The organism is Lentzea sp. NPDC036949 (assembly GCF_055608075.1).
Genome location: NZ_JBVJRA010000011.1, coordinates 117,240 through 134,093, shown reverse-complemented (window position 1 = coordinate 134,093; position 16,854 = coordinate 117,240). Strand labels below are relative to the sequence as shown.

The window sequence follows — 16,854 nt, the reverse complement described above, 5'->3', positions numbered from 1 at the left end:
GCTCTCCTATCTCCGGAGTGTTCGTTGCAGGACGACGACGATGAGCAGGAAGACGCCGCTGACGACGGACTGGAAGTTGCTGTCGAGCGTGCCGATCTGGTTGATGACGTTCTGGATCACCGTGCGCAGGCCGACACCGATCATGGTGCCGAGCACGGTGCCCGCGCCGCCGGTCAGCAGCGTGCCGCCGATGACGACCACGGAGATCGCGTCCAGCTCGGTGCCGACGCCGATGACCGTGACACCGGACTGCAGGTAGGCGGCGGTGAGCGCGCCGGCCAGTCCCGACAGCACGCCGCTCATGGTGTAGACGAGGACCTTGGTGCGCGCGACGGGGACGCCCATCAAGATCGCCGAGGACTCCGCGCCGCCGGTGGCGAACACGTTCTGGCCGAAGTTGGTGCGGTTGAGCAGCAGACCGCCGAGCGCGGCCAGCACGAGCGCGATGAACACCGGGTGTCCGAAGCCGAACACCGTGCCGCGGCCCAGCTCGACGAACGCCGAGTCCGGTGCGATCCGGTAGGTCGTCGCCCCCTCGTCGGTGATCACCAGCAGCAGGCCGCGGGCGAACAGCAGCGAGGCCAGCGTGACGATGAACGGCGCCATGCTCGTGCGGGCGATGAGCAGGCCGTTGACCACGCCGATGAGCCCGCAGACCAGCAACGGCAGCAGCAGGGCGCCGAAGAAGCCCCACTGCGAGCCGTACGCCGCGAGCACGCCGCCCAGCGCGTAGAGCGAGCCGACGGACAGGTCGATGCCGCCGGTGATGATCACGAACGTCATGCCGATCGCGATCACCGCCAGGAACGAGCCCTGCAACGCGAGGTCGCGGACGTTGTCGAGGCTGCCGAAGCGCGGGAACACCAGCCACGCCACGACGACCATCAGCACGAGCGCGACGGCCGCGCCCTGGCGTTGCAGGACCTTCGTGCGGGCGGAGGCGAGGGTGGTCGTCATCGGCGCTCCCTCGCGACGTAGACGGCGGCCACGATGATCGCGGCCTGGATCATCTGCGCGATGGAGTCGGGCAGGTCGTGCTTGATCAGGGTGGCCCGCACGAGCTGCATCAGCACCACGCCCATGACCGTGCCGAGGACGCGGACCTTCCCGCCGGTCAACGGGGTTCCGCCGACGACGACGGCGGTGATCGCGGACAGCTCCATCAGCAGGCCGATGTCGGCGGGGTCGCTCGCGGCGAGCCGGGACGTGGCGAGCACGCCCGCGACGGCGGCGAGCACGCCGGTGATCGCGTAGACCCCGACCAGCACCCGGCTGACCGGCAGCCCCGCCAGGTGCGCGGCCCTGCGGTTGCCGCCGACCGCGACGAGCTGGCGCCCGAACGTGGTGCGGTTGACCAGTCCCGCCACGAGGACCGCGAGGACGACGGCGACGAGCACGCTGATCGGCAGGCCGAACACGTCGTCGGTGCCCAGCGCCAGGAACGCCGGGTCGTGCAGCTGGACCAGCTGACCGTTGGCGATCACCAGGGCGAGACCGCGCCCGGCGACCAGCAGCGCGAGCGTCGCCACGATGGGCTGGATGCCCACCCGTGCGACCAGGAAGCCGTTGAACCCGCCCGCCGCCAGGCCGACCGCGAGCGCGATCAGGACGGCGGGCACCGGGCCGTACCCCAGGTACAGCGGGATGAGCGCGGCGGCCAGTGCCATGACGGCGCCGACGGACAGGTCGACGCCCTCGGTGCCGATCACCAGTGCCATGCCCAGCGCGACGACCAGCACCGGCGCGGCCTGGACCAGCTGGGTGCGGAAGTTGCCCGCGGTCAGGAAGTTCGCCGTGAACAGCACGTTGAACAGCAGCAGGGCGGCGACGGCGACGTGGACACCGTTGTCCTGGAGCCAGCGCGTCCTAGTGGCGGTCAGCGTCATCGGTCACCTCCGCCGGTTCCGCCGCGATGGCCGCGAGGACGTGCTCGCGGGTCAGCTCACCGCCGGTCAGCTCGCCCGCGACGTGGCCGTCGCGCAGCACGACGAGCCGGTCGGCGCCGTCGAGCAGCTCGTCCAGCTCGGAGCTGATCAGCAGCACCGCGAGTCCCTCCTTCGCCAGCTCGTCGATCAGCGCCTGCACCTCGGCCTTGGCGCCGACGTCGATGCCGCGGGTGGGCTCGTCGAGCAGCAACACTCTCGGTTCCGCGCAGAGCCAGCGGGCCAGCAGCACCTTCTGCTGGTTGCCGCCGGACAGCTCGGCGACCCGCTGCTCCGGGCTGGAGACCTTGATGCGCAGCCGCGTGATGAACAGGTCCACGATCCGGTCCTGCTTCGCCCGGCTGACCAGTCCGAACCGGCTGAGTCCCGGCAGCGCGGCCAGCACGATGTTCTCCCGCACGGACAGGTGCGGGATGATCCCCTCGGCCTTGCGGTCCTCGGCGAGCATGCTGATGCCGGCGCGCATCGCGGCCTTGACGTTGCCGCGCGGCACGGGCTTCCCGCCGACGAGCACGGTGCCGTGCTGGGTGGGGATGGCGCCGATGATCGCCTTCGCGGTCTCCGTGCGGCCGGAGCCGAGCAACCCGGCCAGTCCCACCACCTCCCCCGGCCTGATGGTCACGTTCACCCCGTTGAGCCTGGGCCTGCTGGTCAGGTCGCTCGCCTCCAGGACGGGCTCCTTCCCGGCGTGGTGGTCCTCGCCGAACGCCGTCGTCCCACCCGCCCTGATGTCGCTGACCGATCGGCCGAGCATGAGCGACACCAGCTCGATCCTGGGCAGGTCGGCCAGTGGTCCGCTGTGGACCTTCCGGCCGTCGCGCAGCACCGTGACGGTGTCGCAGAGCCGGTACAGCTCGTCCATGCGGTGGCTGACGTAGACGATCGCGATGCCGCGCTCGTGCAGCCGTTCCACGACCGCGAACAGCGTCTCCACCTCGCGCGGCTCGAGCGACGACGTGGGCTCGTCCATGATCACGACGTCCGCGTCGGCCTCGACCGCGCGGGCCAGTGCGACCATCTGCTGCTCACCGACCGACAGCGAACCCAGCGGCTGCGCCACGTCGGCGGTGATCCCGTAACCGCTCAAGATCCGCCGCGCGTCGGCGATGGCCGTCGCGCGGTCGATCAGGCCCAACCGCGTGCGCGGCTCGCGGCCGAGGAACAGGTTGCCGGCCACGCTCATCAGCGGGATGAGGTTGACCTCCTGGTAGATCGTGGAGATGCGACCGGCACGCCGGACCTCGCCGCCGTCGGGCTGGTGGATGCCGGTCAGCACCTTGATGAGCGTCGACTTGCCGGCGCCGTTCTCCCCCACCAGGGCGTGGATCGAGCCCCGGTGGAGGGTGAAGTCGACGCCGTCGAGCGCCTTGACGCCCGCGAACGCCTTCGTGACGCCCGCGACATCGATGACGGGTTCAGTAGGCATTGGCGAGCTTCTGCGCGGCGTTGGTGGCGTCGTACTCGTCGTCGGAGATCACGATGTTCTGCGGGATCTCCTGGCCGGCCGCGAACTTCTCCAGCGTGTCGAACGCGAGCGGGCCGAAGCGCGGGTTGGACTCGACCACGGCGGTGTAGCTGCCGTCCGCGATGAGCTGCACGGCGGTGCGCGTGCCGTCGACCGACACGATCTTCACGTCCTTGCCCGGCTGCTTGCCCGCGGCCTTGAGCGCGGTCACGGCACCGACGCCCATCTCGTCGTTCTCCGCGTAGACGGCGGTGATGTCCGGGTTGCTCTGGATCAGCTGCTCCATCACGGCCTGGCCCTTGGAGCGGTCGAACTCACCGGTCTGCTCGGCGACGACGGTCAGCCCGGTGCCGGCGATGCCGTCCTTGAAGCCCTTGGTGCGGTCGACCGTGACGTTGTTGCCCGACGCGCCGAGCAGGATCGCGACCTTGCCGTTGCCGCCGGTCGCCTTGAGCATCGCCTGGGCCGCCCGCTTGCCCTGCTCGACGAAGTCGGAGCCGATGAACGTGAGGTAGTCGGTGCAGGGTTGCGACGTCACCTTGCGGTCGATCGTCACCACCGGCACCTTCTTGGCCTTCGCCGCGTCGAACGCGGGCTGCAGGCCGTCGGAGTTCAGCGGTGCCACGATCAGCAGCTTCGCGCCGCGGTCCAGCAACGACTTGATGTCGCTGATCTGCTTGTTGAGGTCGCTCTGCGCGTTCGTGGTGAGCAGCTCGACCCCGCGCTCGGCCGCCTCGTCCTTGATCGACTGGGTCTCGGCGGTGCGGAACGGGTTCGCCTCCTTCTCCGACTGCGAGAAGCCGACGACCGCGCCCTTGAGCTCGACCTGCGGGTACCCGGTCCTGTCCCGGCCGCAGCCGGGGCCGCCGCTCTGGTTCGCGGCGGCGCTCGCGGCCGGCCCACCGCTGGTCGTCGTCTGCTGGCCCTCCCTGGCCGTGCAGCTCGCGAGGAGCGCCACGGCGGCGAGGGCGATCGGCAGGGTGCGACTGAGGGACATCGTTGGCTCTCCTACGCGGTGCGGGTGCGTGGTCGCGCTCTCAGGGGCTAGATTTGCATCGTTGTTCCAACGATGTAAAGACCGCGGACTTCCCGGTACCTTTCCCGGTACCTCTTCAGGAGGCTGAGTTGGCCACGCTCAAGGACGTCGCGCGCCTGGCAGGCGTGTCGGTGAAGACCGTCTCGAACGTGGTCAACGGCTACTCGTTCGTCAAACCCGACAACCGCCGCCGGGTGGAGGAGGCGCTGGCCGCCACCGGCTACCGCCCCAACCTCGGCGCCCGCAACCTGCGCCGCGGCCGCACCGGCTTCATCGGCCTGGTGCTGCCGGAGCTCTCCATCCCCTACTTCGCCGAGCTCGCCGGCCTGGTGATCGCCGCCGCCCAGGAGCACGAGTGGAACGTGCTGATCGAGCAGACCTTCGGCACGCTGGCCGGCGAACGCGCGGCGCTGGAGGCACTGGGCCCGCACCTGGTCGACGCGGCGATCGTGAGCCCGGAGGCGGTCAGCGACTTCCAGCTGGAGGTCCCGACGGTGCTGCTCGGCGAGCACGAGGTGGACGTGCCGATCTCCCGCGTGGGCATCGACAACGTGCTCGCCGCCTCCACCGCCGTGCGGCACCTGATCTCGCTGGGCCGCACCCGCATCGCCGCGATCGGCGCCCACCCGCAGCGCGGCACGGCGGCGCTGCGCCTGGAGGGCTACCGGACCGCGCTGGAGGTGGAGGGCATCGAGTTCGACCCGGCCCTGGTCGTGCCGGCGTTGAACTACCACCGCGCGGACGGCGCGGCGGCGATGAACTCGTTGCTGGACCTGGAGAACCCGCCGGACGCGGTGTTCTGCTTCAACGACCTGCTGGCCGCCGGCGCCATGCGGGCCGCCGCGGAGCGGTTCGTGCGGGTGCCGCAGGACCTGGCCGTGGTCGGGTTCGACAACAACGAGGAGAGCGCTTACAGCTCGCCCTCGCTGACGTCGGTCGCGCCGGACAAGGGCGCTATCGCCCGTGCCGCGGTGGACCTGCTGCACCGGCGGGTGGGTGCGGACGCCGTGGCGGTCGAGAACGTGCAGACGCCGTTCTCGTTGCGGGTGCGGGAGAGCACGGCGTCGTGAGGCCCGCCGTGCCGGTGCTCGCTACGGCCGCGCGTAGGCCTCGTAGGTCTTCCGGTCGAACAGCACGAACCGCACCAGCTCCACCGGCGCGTCCCTGACCGCCGCCAGCGCGATCTCCGCCGCCGACTCCACCGGCCAGCCGTAGATGCCCGTCGAGATCGCCGGGAACGCGACCGACACCGCCCCGAGCTCCGCCGCGACCCGCAGCGAGTTGCGGTGGCAGTCGGCGAGCAGCTCGGAGCGGTCCTCGGTGGCCGACCACACCGGGCCGACCGTGTGGACGACCCAGCGCGCGGGCAGGCGCCCCGCCGTGGTGGCCACCGCCTGACCGGTCTTGAGGCCGCCGCCGTAGTGGCCGGCGCGCAGTGCGCGGCACTCGGCGAGGATCTCCGGACCACCTCGGCGGTGGATCGCGCCGTCCACTCCCCCGCCGCCGAGCAGGGAGGAGTTGGCGGCGTTCACGACCACGTCGACGTGCTGTTCGGTGATGTCGCCCTGGACGAACTCGACGGTGCTCATCCTCAGATCATGACAGCGGGCACGTCGAGACGTCGGCCGGGCGCGGGAGGGTCGCCGAAGCGGGTGGCGTGACGCCGTCGAGCCAGCGTTCCAGCGCCACGAACGCCGAGCGGTGGCACGGGGCCAGCGGGCGCAGGCGGTCGGGGTAGGCGTCCACCAGGCCGTCGACGTGGGTGCCCTGCTCGACGCGGAAGTAGCGGTGCAGGCGGTCCGGGGTCATCGCGGCGTAGACGTCGGAGTCCTGGGAGATGGGCAGCAGCACGTCGTGGGTGCCGTGGACCGTGATCAGCGGGCGGTGGATCTTGCCGGTCAGGGCGACCGGGGCGATGGCGGGGCCGGCGATGCGCCGGCGTGCGGCGTAGTCGTAGTCGGCGTCGCAGGCCGGGGTGCCGGACGCGCAGAACGGGGTGCCCGCTTCGAGAGCGCCGTCGAAGGACGGGTCGAACTCCTCGCGGTAGATGCGCTGGGTCAGGTCCCAGTAGTAGCGGTGGTGGTAGTCCCACAGGAACTCCGTGCCCGCGGGGAAGCCCGCGGCGACGATGGCGGCGTGGGCCTGCGGGTCACCGGCCAGGTAGGCGGGATAGGCCCTCAGCACCGGCGGCAGGAACGTCAGCGGGTTCGGCCCCTTGACCGTCCACAGCGTGCCCTCCCAGTCGACGCCGCCGTCGTAGAGGTGCGGGCGGTTCTCCAGCTGCCAGCGCACGAGGTAGCCGCCGTTGGAGATGCCGGTGGCGATGGTGCGCCTGGCGGGGCGGCCGTACCGCTGCGCGACGACGGACTTGGCGGCGATGGTGAGCTGGGTGAGGCGGTGGTTCCACTCGGCCATGCCGTCGCGGTAGAACTGCGCGCCGGTGTTGCCCTTGTCGGTGGCGGCGAAGGCGTAGCCGCGGGCGAGGACCCAGTCGGAGATGGCCCTGTCGTTGGCGTACTGCTCCCGCACACCGGGTGAGCCGGCGACGACCAGGCCGCCGTTCCAGCGGTCGGGCAGCCTCACCACGAACTGCGAGTCGTGGTTCCAGCCGTGGTTGGTGTTGGTGCGCGAGCTGTCCGGGAAGTAGCCGTCGACCTGGATGCCGGCGACGGGGGTGGGAGCCGGCAGCGCGGCGCTGGTCAGACCTGCCCAGTCGGCGGGGTCGGTGATGCCCCCCGCCGTGCTGAGGTCGGCCAGCCTGACCAGTTGCTGGTGTTCGGCGCCGGGGACGTGCAGCGCCGGGGCCGGTACGAGCAGCGACGCGACGAGCGCCAGGGGCAGCAACATAGCTGGTCAAACTAGCTGCGGCCGGTCCTCGGCGACATGGTTGCCTCCCACACAAGCCCGGCTTTGAAAGTGGTGAAGCCGAACAGGTCGAGCACCCGCCGCACCCGCGGCTGGGCGCGGCGCAGGGTGAGGTCCTTGCCGTTGTGGTTCGCCGCGCACAACAGCAGGAGCAGGATGCGCAGCCCGCTGGCGGACAGGAACGTCACCTCGGCCAGGTCGATCGTCACGCTCTCCACGGCGCCGTCGGCGATCCCGGGCAGCACCGCGGCGAAGAACTCGTCACAGGTGGTCACGTCGACCTCGCCCCGGCAGGTCGCGACGAAGTGCGCGCCCGTGCGGCTGGTGCTGATCGCGAACGGGCTCGGTTCACAGGCTTCTGCGGACATCGGTCCTCCTCCCGCACCACTGCACCGCAGCGGCGGGTGCGGCGCTAGCAGCGGAAGCGAAGGCGCCGACTGCCAAAACGAAGGACGTCAGCCCGACCTCAGCGTCTGCGACGGCGACACCCCGTACGCGGACCGGTAGTGCGCCGCGAAGACACTCGGCCGTGCATACCCCCACCTGGCGGCGATCTCGGTGACCGTGCCCTGCCGCCGCTGCAGGTCGAGGTGGGCCTGCGCGAGCCGCACCCGCCGGACGTACGCCGTGGGCGTGGTGTCGAGGTGCCGCCGGAAGGCGAGCTGGATCGCCCGGAGCGACACGCGGGCCGCACGTGCGATGTCGGCGGCGGTGATGTCCTTCTCCGCCTCGGACTCGATGTACGCGATGGCGCGTTTCAGCGCGTGCGGACGGGGCTGGCCCGGCCCGTAGTCCACGAGGGAGACGTTCGGGAACGTCGCGAGGGTGGTCGCGATGAGCAGGCGTGTCGCGTTCTCCACGACGAGCGGTTCGTCCTCGAACGCCGGCAGCACCTCGTCGCGCAGGTGCACGCACGTCGACCGCCACGCCGCCGCGGCCCGCGCCGACACCGCCGTGCAGCTGGTGAACCGCACGCCACCGGCGAACCGGTCGACCACGGCCCGGTCCACGACCACGAGCGTGGCCTTCGGGTCCTCGGCCACGACGGAGTACGGGAACTCGGGCTGCCCGGTCAGCAGCAGGTGCCCCGGCAGCACGTTCTGGTAGTCACCGCTCGTGCGGTACCGCGCCCGCCCACCGTCGAGGTACCCGAAGATGTAGGCGCTCTGCGGCCCGCTGGTGGCCTCGAAGCCGATGGAGCTGTCGATGACGTCGAACCGGACCGGCCCGAACCGGCGGGAGCGCAACCGCAGCCACGACCGCCCATCGCCGCCGTGGATGCGCATCTTGCCGTAGGCGACACTGAGGGCCGCCTGCATCTCGTCCAGATCTGTCAGCTCGACGACCTGTTCCACGCGCTGAACAATCCTCGCCCGCGCCGGTCGTGTCCATGACCCGCCCGGATGCCGGTGCTGGTGCTTCGAACGCAACGCCCGGCGACTGAACGGACCAGCGGGCGACGCGGTGCGCGACAGCGGCCGCGCTCAGGCGGCGGCGAGGACGGCTGCGATCTCGTTCAGCAGCACGGACTTCCGGCTGTTCGGCAGGAACGAGGCCAGCACGGCGTTCTCGGCCAGCCGCGCGACCTCCGCGCGATTGAGGTCCACTGTGGACGCCACGGCCAGGTGCTCGCCCTCCAGCGTGGCACCGAAGAACGGCGGGTCGTCGGTGTTGAGCGTGACCACGAGCCCGGCGTCGAGCATCCGCCGCACGGGGTGCCGGTCGATCGACGCGACCTGCCGCGTGCGCACGGTGGAGGTCGGGCACACCTCCAGCGGAATGCCCCTGCGCACCAGGTGCTCGACGAGGGCCGGGACCTCGACGCAGCTCGTGCCGTGCCCGATCCGCTCGGCCCTCAGGTCGCGCACGGCCGACCAGACCGTCTCCGGGCAGGTGGTCTCGCCGGCGTGCGGGACGCTGTGCGGCCCGGCTTCCACCGCGGCGGCGAAGAACGGCACGAACTGGGCGCGGCCGACACCGGCCTCGGGACCGCCGAGGCCGAACGACACGAGCCCCTCCGGCCGTTCCCCGAGCGCCACGGCCAGCGTCTCCCTGGCCGCGACGAGGCCCTTCTCGCCGGGGACGTCGAAGCACCAGGCCAGTTCCACGCCGAGCGCGGCGGCCTCGGCCCGGCCGGAGTCGAGCCCGGTGAGCAGCTCGTCCAGCGGCATGCCGTCCACCAGGTGGTTGTGGGGCGTGACGGTGACCTCGGCGTACGGGGCGTTCTGCGCCGCGAGCGACCGGGCCAGGCCGACGACGAGGGTGTGGACGTCGTGGCGGTCGGTCAGCATCGACTGGACGGCCCAGTAGACCTTCAGGAAGTGGTCGAAGTCGCGGAACGCGTAGAAGCGCTCCAGTTCGGCGCGCTCGGTGGGCACGCCGGCGGCCGGGTGGCGCCGGGCGAGCGCGAGGACGGTGTCGAGGTCGGCCGACCCGACGAGGTGGACGTGCAGCTCCACTTTGGGCAGGGCGTGGACGAACGAGCGCATGGCGAAGCTCCCCGGTGTGAGGTGAGAAGGGTGTCGGGAGAACGCGTGCGACTCAGGGAGCGAGGTCGCCGCGTTCGGTGTCAGCGCCGTAGAGCGGCAGCTTGAAGTCCGGCACGCGCTCCACGCCAGCGGATCACGCGGGAATCCGGTGGCCTCGCGACGACGCCGGCTGGCACGCTGGCCCGCGTGGAGATCGAGGACGTGCACGAGGTCTTGGACGTGCTGCGCGGCCTTGACGTGTGGATCGGCGGCGGCTGGGGGATCGACGCGCTGGTCGGCCGGCGGACGCGGCCGCACGGCGACCTCGACCTGATGCACCGCGAGGAGCAGGAACCGGCCCTGCTCGCCGCGCTGACGGCGGCCGGGTTCGCCGAGACGCTGTCATGGCGCCCGGTGCGGTTCGTCGTGCGGGACGCGGCCGGCCGGGAGATCGACCTGCACCCGTTGCGGTTCAACGCCGACGGCAGTGCCACGCAGGCCTCGCTGACACCGGGCGAGCCGTTCCGCTACCCGGCGGGCTGCTTCGTCACCGGCTCGATCGGCGGGCGGGTGGTGCCGTGCCTGTCCGCGGCGCAGCAGGTGCACTTCCACAGGGGTTACGAGCCGCGTGAACGGGACCTGCACGACCTGGAACTGCTCAGGGTGGCGTTCGGCGACGTCGGCTGAGACCGGGAACCCGGTTCAGCGCCGGGCGGGTGAGGGGAGCCAACCGCATCGCAGTGCCGTGCAGGGGAACGGAGCCGCCGTCGATGGCATCGAGTTCTTCCCGACACGGCCGCGCGCCTGCCGGAGAACCCGGCGGCGACCGGGTCGACGTGACAACACGGTCACGCACCTGCTCACCCGGGATGACCAGGTGCGCTGCTTCGAGAACGCGGCACACCACCTGACCCCGTCGGAGTGTTCGTCATCGAGTGCGGGGTGCCGGGCTGGGCCGCTACGCCGAGCCATTCCTCGCCGCCAGCGCCCGGCATGTCAGCGTCTACGAGCACTCGGTGCAGCGGTCGGCGCCGCCGACCACCGAGAGGTCCACATCAGACCGTCGGAATCAGTCGCACGCCGGCCTCCACATCATCGGCTCGACCGCCTCGTCGACACACCACCGTCGGGCGGCGCTGGTAGCGGTTGTGCGGAACGGCTTGCCGCCGTCGTCGATGCGGAGCTCGCCGCTGTCGGTGCCGGAGGTCCACTGCACCCACAGCACCCACTCGACGTCCTCGTTCCGCGACTCCATCCGCACGACCAGCTTCTCGACGTCGACGGAATCGACTTTGAAGGGAAAGTCCTGCACGCCGATCGACTGGCCGTTGTGCGATCCCTCGACCGGCCTGGCAACGGGCGGGTCAATGGACAGGTCGACGGCGAAGAACCTCGGTGGTACCGCGCTGGCGCAGCGAGCAGGGAGGAAGAGCCCAGGTACCGCCGGCTTGCGGCTGATCACCTCCGCCCGCATCGACTGCAGCACCACCGCGACCGACGACAGGCCCTGCAGGGTTGCGTCGAGCCGAGCACCGGACGCGGCGACGGCACCGGACGGTGCCGTGCTGAACTGGATCGACCTCTGCCCCTGGTCGGGCACGACGTGGCCCGCGCCGCACATGTACGGGCGGTAGTCGGCCTTGGCGGCCAGCGGGGTGCCGGTCGCCTTCTGCTCGACCGCCTCCTGCCCGACCGGCTTCTGCCCGCCCGGCTTCTGCTGGCCGGACTTGCTCACCAACCACACGATCACGGCCGCCGCCACGAGCACCACCACCAGGGTAAGAGCGAGCAGGACCACCGTCCGGCGGTCGCGCCCGTGCACCGTGACCTGGTCGATCCTGTTGCCCTGCACGACGTTGCCGTCGACGTCGCCCACGCTCAAGTTGCGGTCGTCGTCACGCCCCTGACTCACGCGGACATGGCCTCCGCTTTGATCTGCTCGAACTGCGCCGCCATGGCCGCGGACAGCGCCTGGGCCGCGGACAGCGGGCGGACCATGACGGTGAACTCGTCGATCAGGCCGTCGGCGTTGAGGTGCAGGAAGTCGCAGCCCTGGATCTCCCTGCCGTCGACTTCGGCGCGGAACACCAGCGCGGAGTTCTCGCCGTCGACGATCTCGCGTTCGTAGCGGAAGTTCTCGAAGACCCGCAGGACGCCGCGCAGGATCGCCGCGGTCAGCGGCTTGCCGGGGTACGGGGAGAACGCGACGGGGCTCGTGAACACCACGTCGTCGGCCAGGCAGGCCGCCATGGCGTCGGTGTCGCGGGCCTCGACGGCCGCTCGGAAAGCCTTCATGAACGGCACCGTACCCCGGACGGCGTGGTTCACGTGCGCGCACGGGCGAGTGAGGTTGAATCGAACGCATGAACGGGATGTCCGCGTTGCAGGAGGCATTGGCAGAGCCCGCGGCGCAGGCGCGCGACCGGTTCGCGGGACGGCTCAACGGTTATCTCGACGGATCCGGCGTGGTGCACGCGGTGCGGTTGCAGGGGTGGCTCGGGCTGGAGGTGCCCGGTCCCGGTTGTCACGTCGGGACCGGCAGCTGGGACTTCACCCGGTTCAAGCCGACCACCTCGCCGGTCTCGTGCGGGCGGTGCCGGTCGGCGGGGCTGCTCGCGAGCTCGTTCACCGGCGGGCCGCACCAGCAGGTGCTGGACCTGGACGGGATCTGAGCGGCGCGGGGCTCACCCGCAGGCGTCGCGGTTGCGCAGGATCATGCCGGTGACCGCGGTCATGCCGAGGCGTTCGTAGTACGGCCGCAGCTCCTCGTCGCAGACGAGGTCGATCGAGTACAGGTGCGCGCCCTCGGCCACGACCCGGCGCACCAGCTCGGCACCGATCCCCCGGCCCTGGTGCTGCGGCAGCACCTCCAGCCACGGGACGAACCCGGTCAGCACGCCGTCGCTGATCAGGTTCACGAAGCCGGCGACCTGCCGGTCCACGCGTGCGACGACGGCACGGTAGCTGCCGCGCAGCACCGCGAGGTGCTGCGCGGGGCTCGGCGGCTTCGGCCAGCCGGCGAAGAACCCCGTCAGGTCGGCTTCGGTCAGATCTTCGACGTCGGTGCTGTACGTGATCACGACAGCAGCCTGCCACCGCGCCGATCAGAAACGTTCACCCGATGCCGGTGGCTCGTGCGCGAATTCCACGCGAAAACCTTCGGAACAGGTCCGGTTTCTGCCCGTTCCGTCTTGATTGGCATACCTGCCCCGACGTGCCAGAAAACGGTTGCAGCCCGAATTCCGGATTACTGATCCCTTTAGGTCGTTATGGTCTCAAGCGGCAGTTTCGGTTCTTTGACATTTTTCTTTACACAGTCCTGAGCTGCAGATATGATGCAGAAAAGGGACGACAACCACCCGTCTGGCGGAATGATGAGCCGTTGGCGTACTGAGACACGTGCTAGCCGACTGACATTTGTCGTCCCTATCCTCTATTTGCACACGCCGCACCTGAGGTGATCTGCGCAGTCGGGGAGGAAGAGTGTGGAGCGTCGGATTCTCGAAGAGCTCGCGGACGGGGTGGCGCCGGACAGCGCAGGCCCCCAGTGGGCCCTGCACGGCCGGACGGCGGAGGTCGGCCGCGTCGAGCTGCTGATGCGCGAGAGCGCCGAGCAGCAGCGGGCGCACGTCGTCGTGCTGGAGTCCGGCGCGGGAACCGGCAAGACACGGCTGCTGCTGGAGCTGATGTCGGCCGCGGCCAGGCGCGGCTTCGCGGTCGTCAACGGTGCGGCGGAGCAGACCGGTCACGGCAGGGCCGTCACCCTGGTCAACGCGCGCGGCGGGCGGGCGGAGGAAGACCGGGTCGGCGTGCTCGCCGGGCGGTTCGAGGCCCAGCTCGCCGGTCACCTGCGGCGCGGACCGGTGCTGGTGGCCGTGGACGACGCGCAGTGGACCGACTCCACGCTGCTGCAGGCACTGGGGGCCGTGATGTCCAAACTGGACAAGGCGCCGGTGCTGTGGCTCTTCGCCGTGCACACCGACCACGCCGAGTCCCCCAACGGGGTCGCGTTGCGGGTGCTGGCGCGCAGGCACCGCACCGAGTGGCTCGGGCCGTTGCCGCCGCTGAGCGGTGCGGCGGTCGCGGGCATCGCGGGCGACCTGCTCGACGCGACGCCGAGCGACGACCTGGTGGCGTTGTGCGAGAGCGTCGGCGGCACCCCGCAGGCGGTCGTCGACCTGGTGCTCGACCTGCGCCGCGAGGGCTGCGTGGTGGCCGGCGACCACGTGGCGCGGCTCGTGGGCGGGCCGTGGGCGACGGGGGTCTCCGCGGCGGTCGAGGCCGAGCCGGACGCACCGCTGCCGCGGCCGTTCGTGCGGCTGGCGCAGGCGCGGCTGTGGGAACTCTCCACCCGTGCGCAGGAGGTGCTGCAGGTCGCCGCCGTACTGGGCAGCAGGTTCACGCCGCAGGACCTGGCCGAGATGCTCGGCGAACGCCCCGCACAGCTGCTGGGGCCGTTGCAGGAGGCGCTGGCCGCGGGGCTGATCGGCAGCGAGGCCGACGAGTTCGTGTTCCACCGTGAGCCGGTGTGGCGCGCGGTCCTCGGCACCGTGCCCGAGCTGCTGCGCTCGATGCTGCACCACCAGGCCGCCACGATGCTGCTGGCCCGCCCGCGCGCCAGGGCCGAGGCGGCCGCGGTGCACCTGGTGCACTGCACGGTGCCCGGCGACACCGCGGCGATCGCCACGATCCGCGAGGCGGCGCACCGGATGCTCGCCTCCTCGCCGCAGGCGGCGTCGGCCCTCGCGACCCGCGGGCTGCGGATCGCGACCCCCGGCAGCGCCGACCACGCGGCGCTGGCCACCACCGCCACGGCCGCGCTGGTCCGGCTCGGGTGCCTGAGCGAAGCCGTGGACCTGGCCCGCGAGCAGCTGGGCGAGCACCTGCACGGCGGTCCCGAGTTCACCCGGCCGTTGCGGACCTGGCTCGCCACGGCGTTGCTGCTGCGCGGCGACACCACGGCCGCCTACGACCTGTCGAACCAGGCCGTGTCGGTCACCCGGCCGGGCACGGACCTGCGCGACCCCGCCACCGAGCCGTGCCCGGAGCTGCTGCTCCTCAACGCGTTGTCGCACAACGACCAGAGCAAGGTCACGCTCGTCGCGGACCGGGTGCTCGACTTGCCGGAGCCGCACAGCGACGACGTCCGGGCCGCCGCTCTCAACGTGCGGGCGATGTCGCACTGGCGGGAGGGCCGGCTCGACGAGGCGATCAGCGCCGTCGACGAGGCGGTGCGGCTGCGCGGCCCGCTCACCCGCGCGTGGCAGAGCGATCCGCTGTGGACCAGGGCGTGGCTGCTCACCAGGGTCCGCAAGCTCGACGAGGCGCTCGCCGCCGCCGAGACCGCCCGCGCGGCCATCGACGCCGAGCACAACGGCGTGCTCAGCCCGGTCCCGCTCGCCCTGCGCGCCACGATCCTGCTCGCCAAGGGCGAGCTGGCGGCGGCGGAAGCGGACGCGCGCGCCGGGCTGGCGGCCTCCGAACGCGCGGAGATGCCGTTGTACCAACCGCAGCTGCGCGCGGTGCTGGTGATCTCGGCGCTGCGCCGCGGTGATCTGGCCATGGCGTCGGACAGCCTGCGGCGGCTGGAGGAACGCGCACCGGCCGAGCGCGCGCAACCGTGGACGGCGCTCATCCGCGTGCTCGCCGCCGTGGTCACCTCCGCACGCCGTGGCGCACATGCCGCCATGGACGAGCTGCGCGGGGCGATCACGGACACCGAGCAGTGCCGCCAGATCCTGCTGGAGGACCCGTCGATGACGGCGTGGGCGGTCCGCACGGCGCTGTCCGCCGGTGAACGGCAGCTGGCCGGGAACGTCGTGACCGCCGCCGAGCGGATCGCGGCCGAGAACCCCGGCTTCGACACGGTCCTCGCGGCCGCACGGCACGGAAGAGCGTTGTACGACAACGATGTCAGCGCCTTGGCGGGTCTGGAGGACGGTTACGGCGACCCGTGGGCGGCGGCGTCGGTCATCGAGGACACCGGGACGTTGCTGCGCGAGCAGGACCGCGACCGCGCCATCGCCGGGCTGAACCGGGCGATGGCCGCCTACGACGAGCTGGGAGCGGAGTGGGACTCGGCCCGCGTGCGGCGCAAGCTGCGCAGGCTGGGCGTGCGGCGGCGGCACTGGAACCACGAGGCGCGGCCGGAGACGGGCTGGGACAGCCTCACCAGCACCGAGGCGAAGGTGGCCCGGCTGGTGGCGCAGGGGCTGACCAACCGGCAGGTGGCGAGCGAGATGTTCGTGTCGCCGCACACCGTCGGGTTCCACCTGCGGCAGATCTACCGCAAGCTCTCCATCCAGTCGCGCGTGGACCTCGCCCGCATCGCGCCCTAGAGGCGCCTGCGGGGGGTGTCGAAGCGTCGAATCCCACGCCGGCCACAGCCGGGTGGCCCGCGTCGAACGGGGCTTCGACACCGCGGTTGCCCTGATGGGGATACGGACGCGCAGGCGGTCCGGTTCACTGTGGACCGGACCGTGTGCACGTTCTCACCTGGGGCCGATCGGAGGTCCTCCCCCCGCGTTCCGGCCACTATTCTGCCTGCATGGCCCTGCCTTCCGCTCCTCTGCGCCGTGCGCGCTGCGGAGCTGTCGGCGTGACCACGGGCGCCTTGGCCGTCCTCGCGCACTCCAGCGCCGATGGCCACCTGCCCGATGCCGGGCTGGTCTTCTCCCTTGTCGCGTTGCTGACGTGGGCGGTGGGCGGGCTGGCACGGCGCGAGCTCACACCGGCGCGGCTGCTGGCGCTCGTCGGCGGCGGGCAGCTCGCGATGCACCTCGTGCTGGAGCTCGCCTCGTCCCGGCACGACCACGTCAGCGCCGGGTACGTCAGCGCCGAACGCATGACCGCGGCCCACGTCGTGGCCACGGCGGTCGTCGTCGGCGCGCTGGCGGTCGCCGAGCGCACGGTCCTCGGGCTGGCGCGCACGCTCGCCTCGCTGCTGCCCCGCAAGCTGACGCCGTTCGTGGCGACGGCTCCCCTCTCCGTGCCCGTGTACCGGCACGTCCCGGCCGCCCCGGTGGTCCTGGACGTGCTGTCGTGGCGCGGTCCCCCGGCTGAACAGGCCTGACTCCC

The 16,854-nt window shown here is 71.6% G+C and carries 17 protein-coding genes; 5 read left to right on the top strand and 12 right to left on the bottom strand.

Features of this window, described 5'->3' with window-relative positions; all coding sequences use genetic code 11:
- Positions 1-6: 6 nt before the first annotated feature.
- The 4 genes from ACZ7CD_RS28640 to ACZ7CD_RS28625 are packed head-to-tail and all read right to left on the bottom strand — an operon-like array spanning position 7 to position 4,405.
- Entirely contained in the window at positions 7-957 is a 951-nt protein-coding gene (locus ACZ7CD_RS28640; RefSeq protein WP_360387761.1) for an ABC transporter permease, read from the bottom strand.
- Positions 954-1,886, bottom strand: a complete 933-nt coding sequence (locus tag ACZ7CD_RS28635; protein WP_360387758.1) for an ABC transporter permease — start codon at positions 1,884-1,886, stop codon at positions 954-956. Before ACZ7CD_RS28635 ends, ACZ7CD_RS28640 begins: the two co-directional genes overlap by 4 nt.
- Complete coding sequence (locus tag ACZ7CD_RS28630) at positions 1,867-3,369, bottom strand: sugar ABC transporter ATP-binding protein (RefSeq protein WP_470380094.1); 1,503 nt, start codon at positions 3,367-3,369, stop codon at positions 1,867-1,869. The genes ACZ7CD_RS28635 and ACZ7CD_RS28630 overlap by 20 nt, the downstream gene beginning before the upstream one ends.
- Positions 3,359-4,405, bottom strand: a complete 1,047-nt coding sequence (locus tag ACZ7CD_RS28625) for an ABC transporter substrate-binding protein (protein WP_360387752.1) — start codon at positions 4,403-4,405, stop codon at positions 3,359-3,361. Before ACZ7CD_RS28625 ends, ACZ7CD_RS28630 begins: the two co-directional genes overlap by 11 nt.
- 128 nt (positions 4,406-4,533) lie before the next feature.
- Between ACZ7CD_RS28625 and ACZ7CD_RS28620 the strand changes: the two genes are divergently transcribed.
- Positions 4,534-5,514, top strand: a complete 981-nt coding sequence (locus ACZ7CD_RS28620; protein ID WP_360387750.1) for a LacI family DNA-binding transcriptional regulator — start codon at positions 4,534-4,536, stop codon at positions 5,512-5,514.
- A 21-nt stretch (positions 5,515-5,535) separates the two neighbouring features.
- Here ACZ7CD_RS28620 and ACZ7CD_RS28615 read toward each other — a convergent pair whose 3' ends face one another.
- The 5 genes from ACZ7CD_RS28615 to add form a co-directional block, all read right to left on the bottom strand.
- On the bottom strand, positions 5,536-6,033 hold the full coding sequence (locus tag ACZ7CD_RS28615; protein ID WP_360387747.1) for an O-acetyl-ADP-ribose deacetylase: 498 nt from the start codon (positions 6,031-6,033) through the stop codon (positions 5,536-5,538).
- A gap of 7 nt (positions 6,034-6,040) precedes the next feature.
- Positions 6,041-7,291 carry a prolyl oligopeptidase family serine peptidase gene (locus ACZ7CD_RS28610; RefSeq protein WP_470373423.1) on the bottom strand — a complete coding sequence of 417 codons (1,251 nt, stop codon included), beginning with the start codon at positions 7,289-7,291 and terminating at the stop codon, positions 6,041-6,043.
- A gap of 11 nt (positions 7,292-7,302) precedes the next feature.
- Positions 7,303-7,677, bottom strand: coding sequence for an STAS domain-containing protein (locus ACZ7CD_RS28605; protein ID WP_360387743.1), 375 nt, complete (start codon positions 7,675-7,677; stop codon positions 7,303-7,305).
- A gap of 87 nt (positions 7,678-7,764) precedes the next feature.
- The gene (locus ACZ7CD_RS28600) at positions 7,765-8,664 is read right to left on the bottom strand and encodes a helix-turn-helix transcriptional regulator (protein WP_470380093.1); all 900 of its coding nucleotides are present in this window, start codon (positions 8,662-8,664) and stop codon (positions 7,765-7,767) included.
- Between the two features lie 129 nt (positions 8,665-8,793).
- Complete coding sequence (gene add / locus ACZ7CD_RS28595; RefSeq protein ID WP_470373421.1) at positions 8,794-9,798, bottom strand: adenosine deaminase; 1,005 nt, start codon at positions 9,796-9,798, stop codon at positions 8,794-8,796.
- A 186-nt stretch (positions 9,799-9,984) separates the two neighbouring features.
- On the opposite strand from add, the gene ACZ7CD_RS28590 reads away from it, so the two are divergent.
- Positions 9,985-10,464 carry a nucleotidyltransferase domain-containing protein gene (locus tag ACZ7CD_RS28590; RefSeq protein WP_470380092.1) on the top strand — a complete coding sequence of 160 codons (480 nt, stop codon included), beginning with the start codon at positions 9,985-9,987 and terminating at the stop codon, positions 10,462-10,464.
- A 382-nt stretch (positions 10,465-10,846) separates the two neighbouring features.
- Here ACZ7CD_RS28590 and ACZ7CD_RS28585 read toward each other — a convergent pair whose 3' ends face one another.
- Together ACZ7CD_RS28585 and ACZ7CD_RS28580 are read right to left on the bottom strand one after the other, a co-directional pair.
- Positions 10,847-11,689 carry a hypothetical protein gene (locus tag ACZ7CD_RS28585; protein ID WP_470380091.1) on the bottom strand — a complete coding sequence of 281 codons (843 nt, stop codon included), beginning with the start codon at positions 11,687-11,689 and terminating at the stop codon, positions 10,847-10,849.
- A complete protein-coding gene (locus ACZ7CD_RS28580; protein WP_360387736.1) occupies positions 11,686-12,072 on the bottom strand; it encodes a nuclear transport factor 2 family protein in 387 nt (128 codons plus the stop codon). Before ACZ7CD_RS28580 ends, ACZ7CD_RS28585 begins: the two co-directional genes overlap by 4 nt.
- 68 nt (positions 12,073-12,140) lie before the next feature.
- Between ACZ7CD_RS28580 and ACZ7CD_RS28575 the strand changes: the two genes are divergently transcribed.
- Entirely contained in the window at positions 12,141-12,449 is a 309-nt protein-coding gene (locus tag ACZ7CD_RS28575) for a hypothetical protein (protein WP_360387734.1), read from the top strand.
- 12 nt (positions 12,450-12,461) lie between these two features.
- On the opposite strand, the gene ACZ7CD_RS28570 is transcribed toward ACZ7CD_RS28575, so the two are convergent.
- Positions 12,462-12,857 carry a GNAT family N-acetyltransferase gene (locus ACZ7CD_RS28570; RefSeq protein WP_360387731.1) on the bottom strand — a complete coding sequence of 132 codons (396 nt, stop codon included), beginning with the start codon at positions 12,855-12,857 and terminating at the stop codon, positions 12,462-12,464.
- Positions 12,858-13,262: 405 nt separating this feature from the next.
- On the opposite strand from ACZ7CD_RS28570, the gene ACZ7CD_RS28565 reads away from it, so the two are divergent.
- Positions 13,263-16,115 (top strand): helix-turn-helix transcriptional regulator, encoded by a 2,853-nt coding sequence (locus ACZ7CD_RS28565; RefSeq protein ID WP_470380090.1) that lies wholly within the window; start codon positions 13,263-13,265, stop codon positions 16,113-16,115.
- 209 nt (positions 16,116-16,324) lie between these two features.
- The gene (locus tag ACZ7CD_RS28560) at positions 16,325-16,849 is read left to right on the top strand and encodes a hypothetical protein (protein ID WP_470380089.1); all 525 of its coding nucleotides are present in this window, start codon (positions 16,325-16,327) and stop codon (positions 16,847-16,849) included.
- The last annotated feature ends 5 nt before the right edge of the window (positions 16,850-16,854 follow it).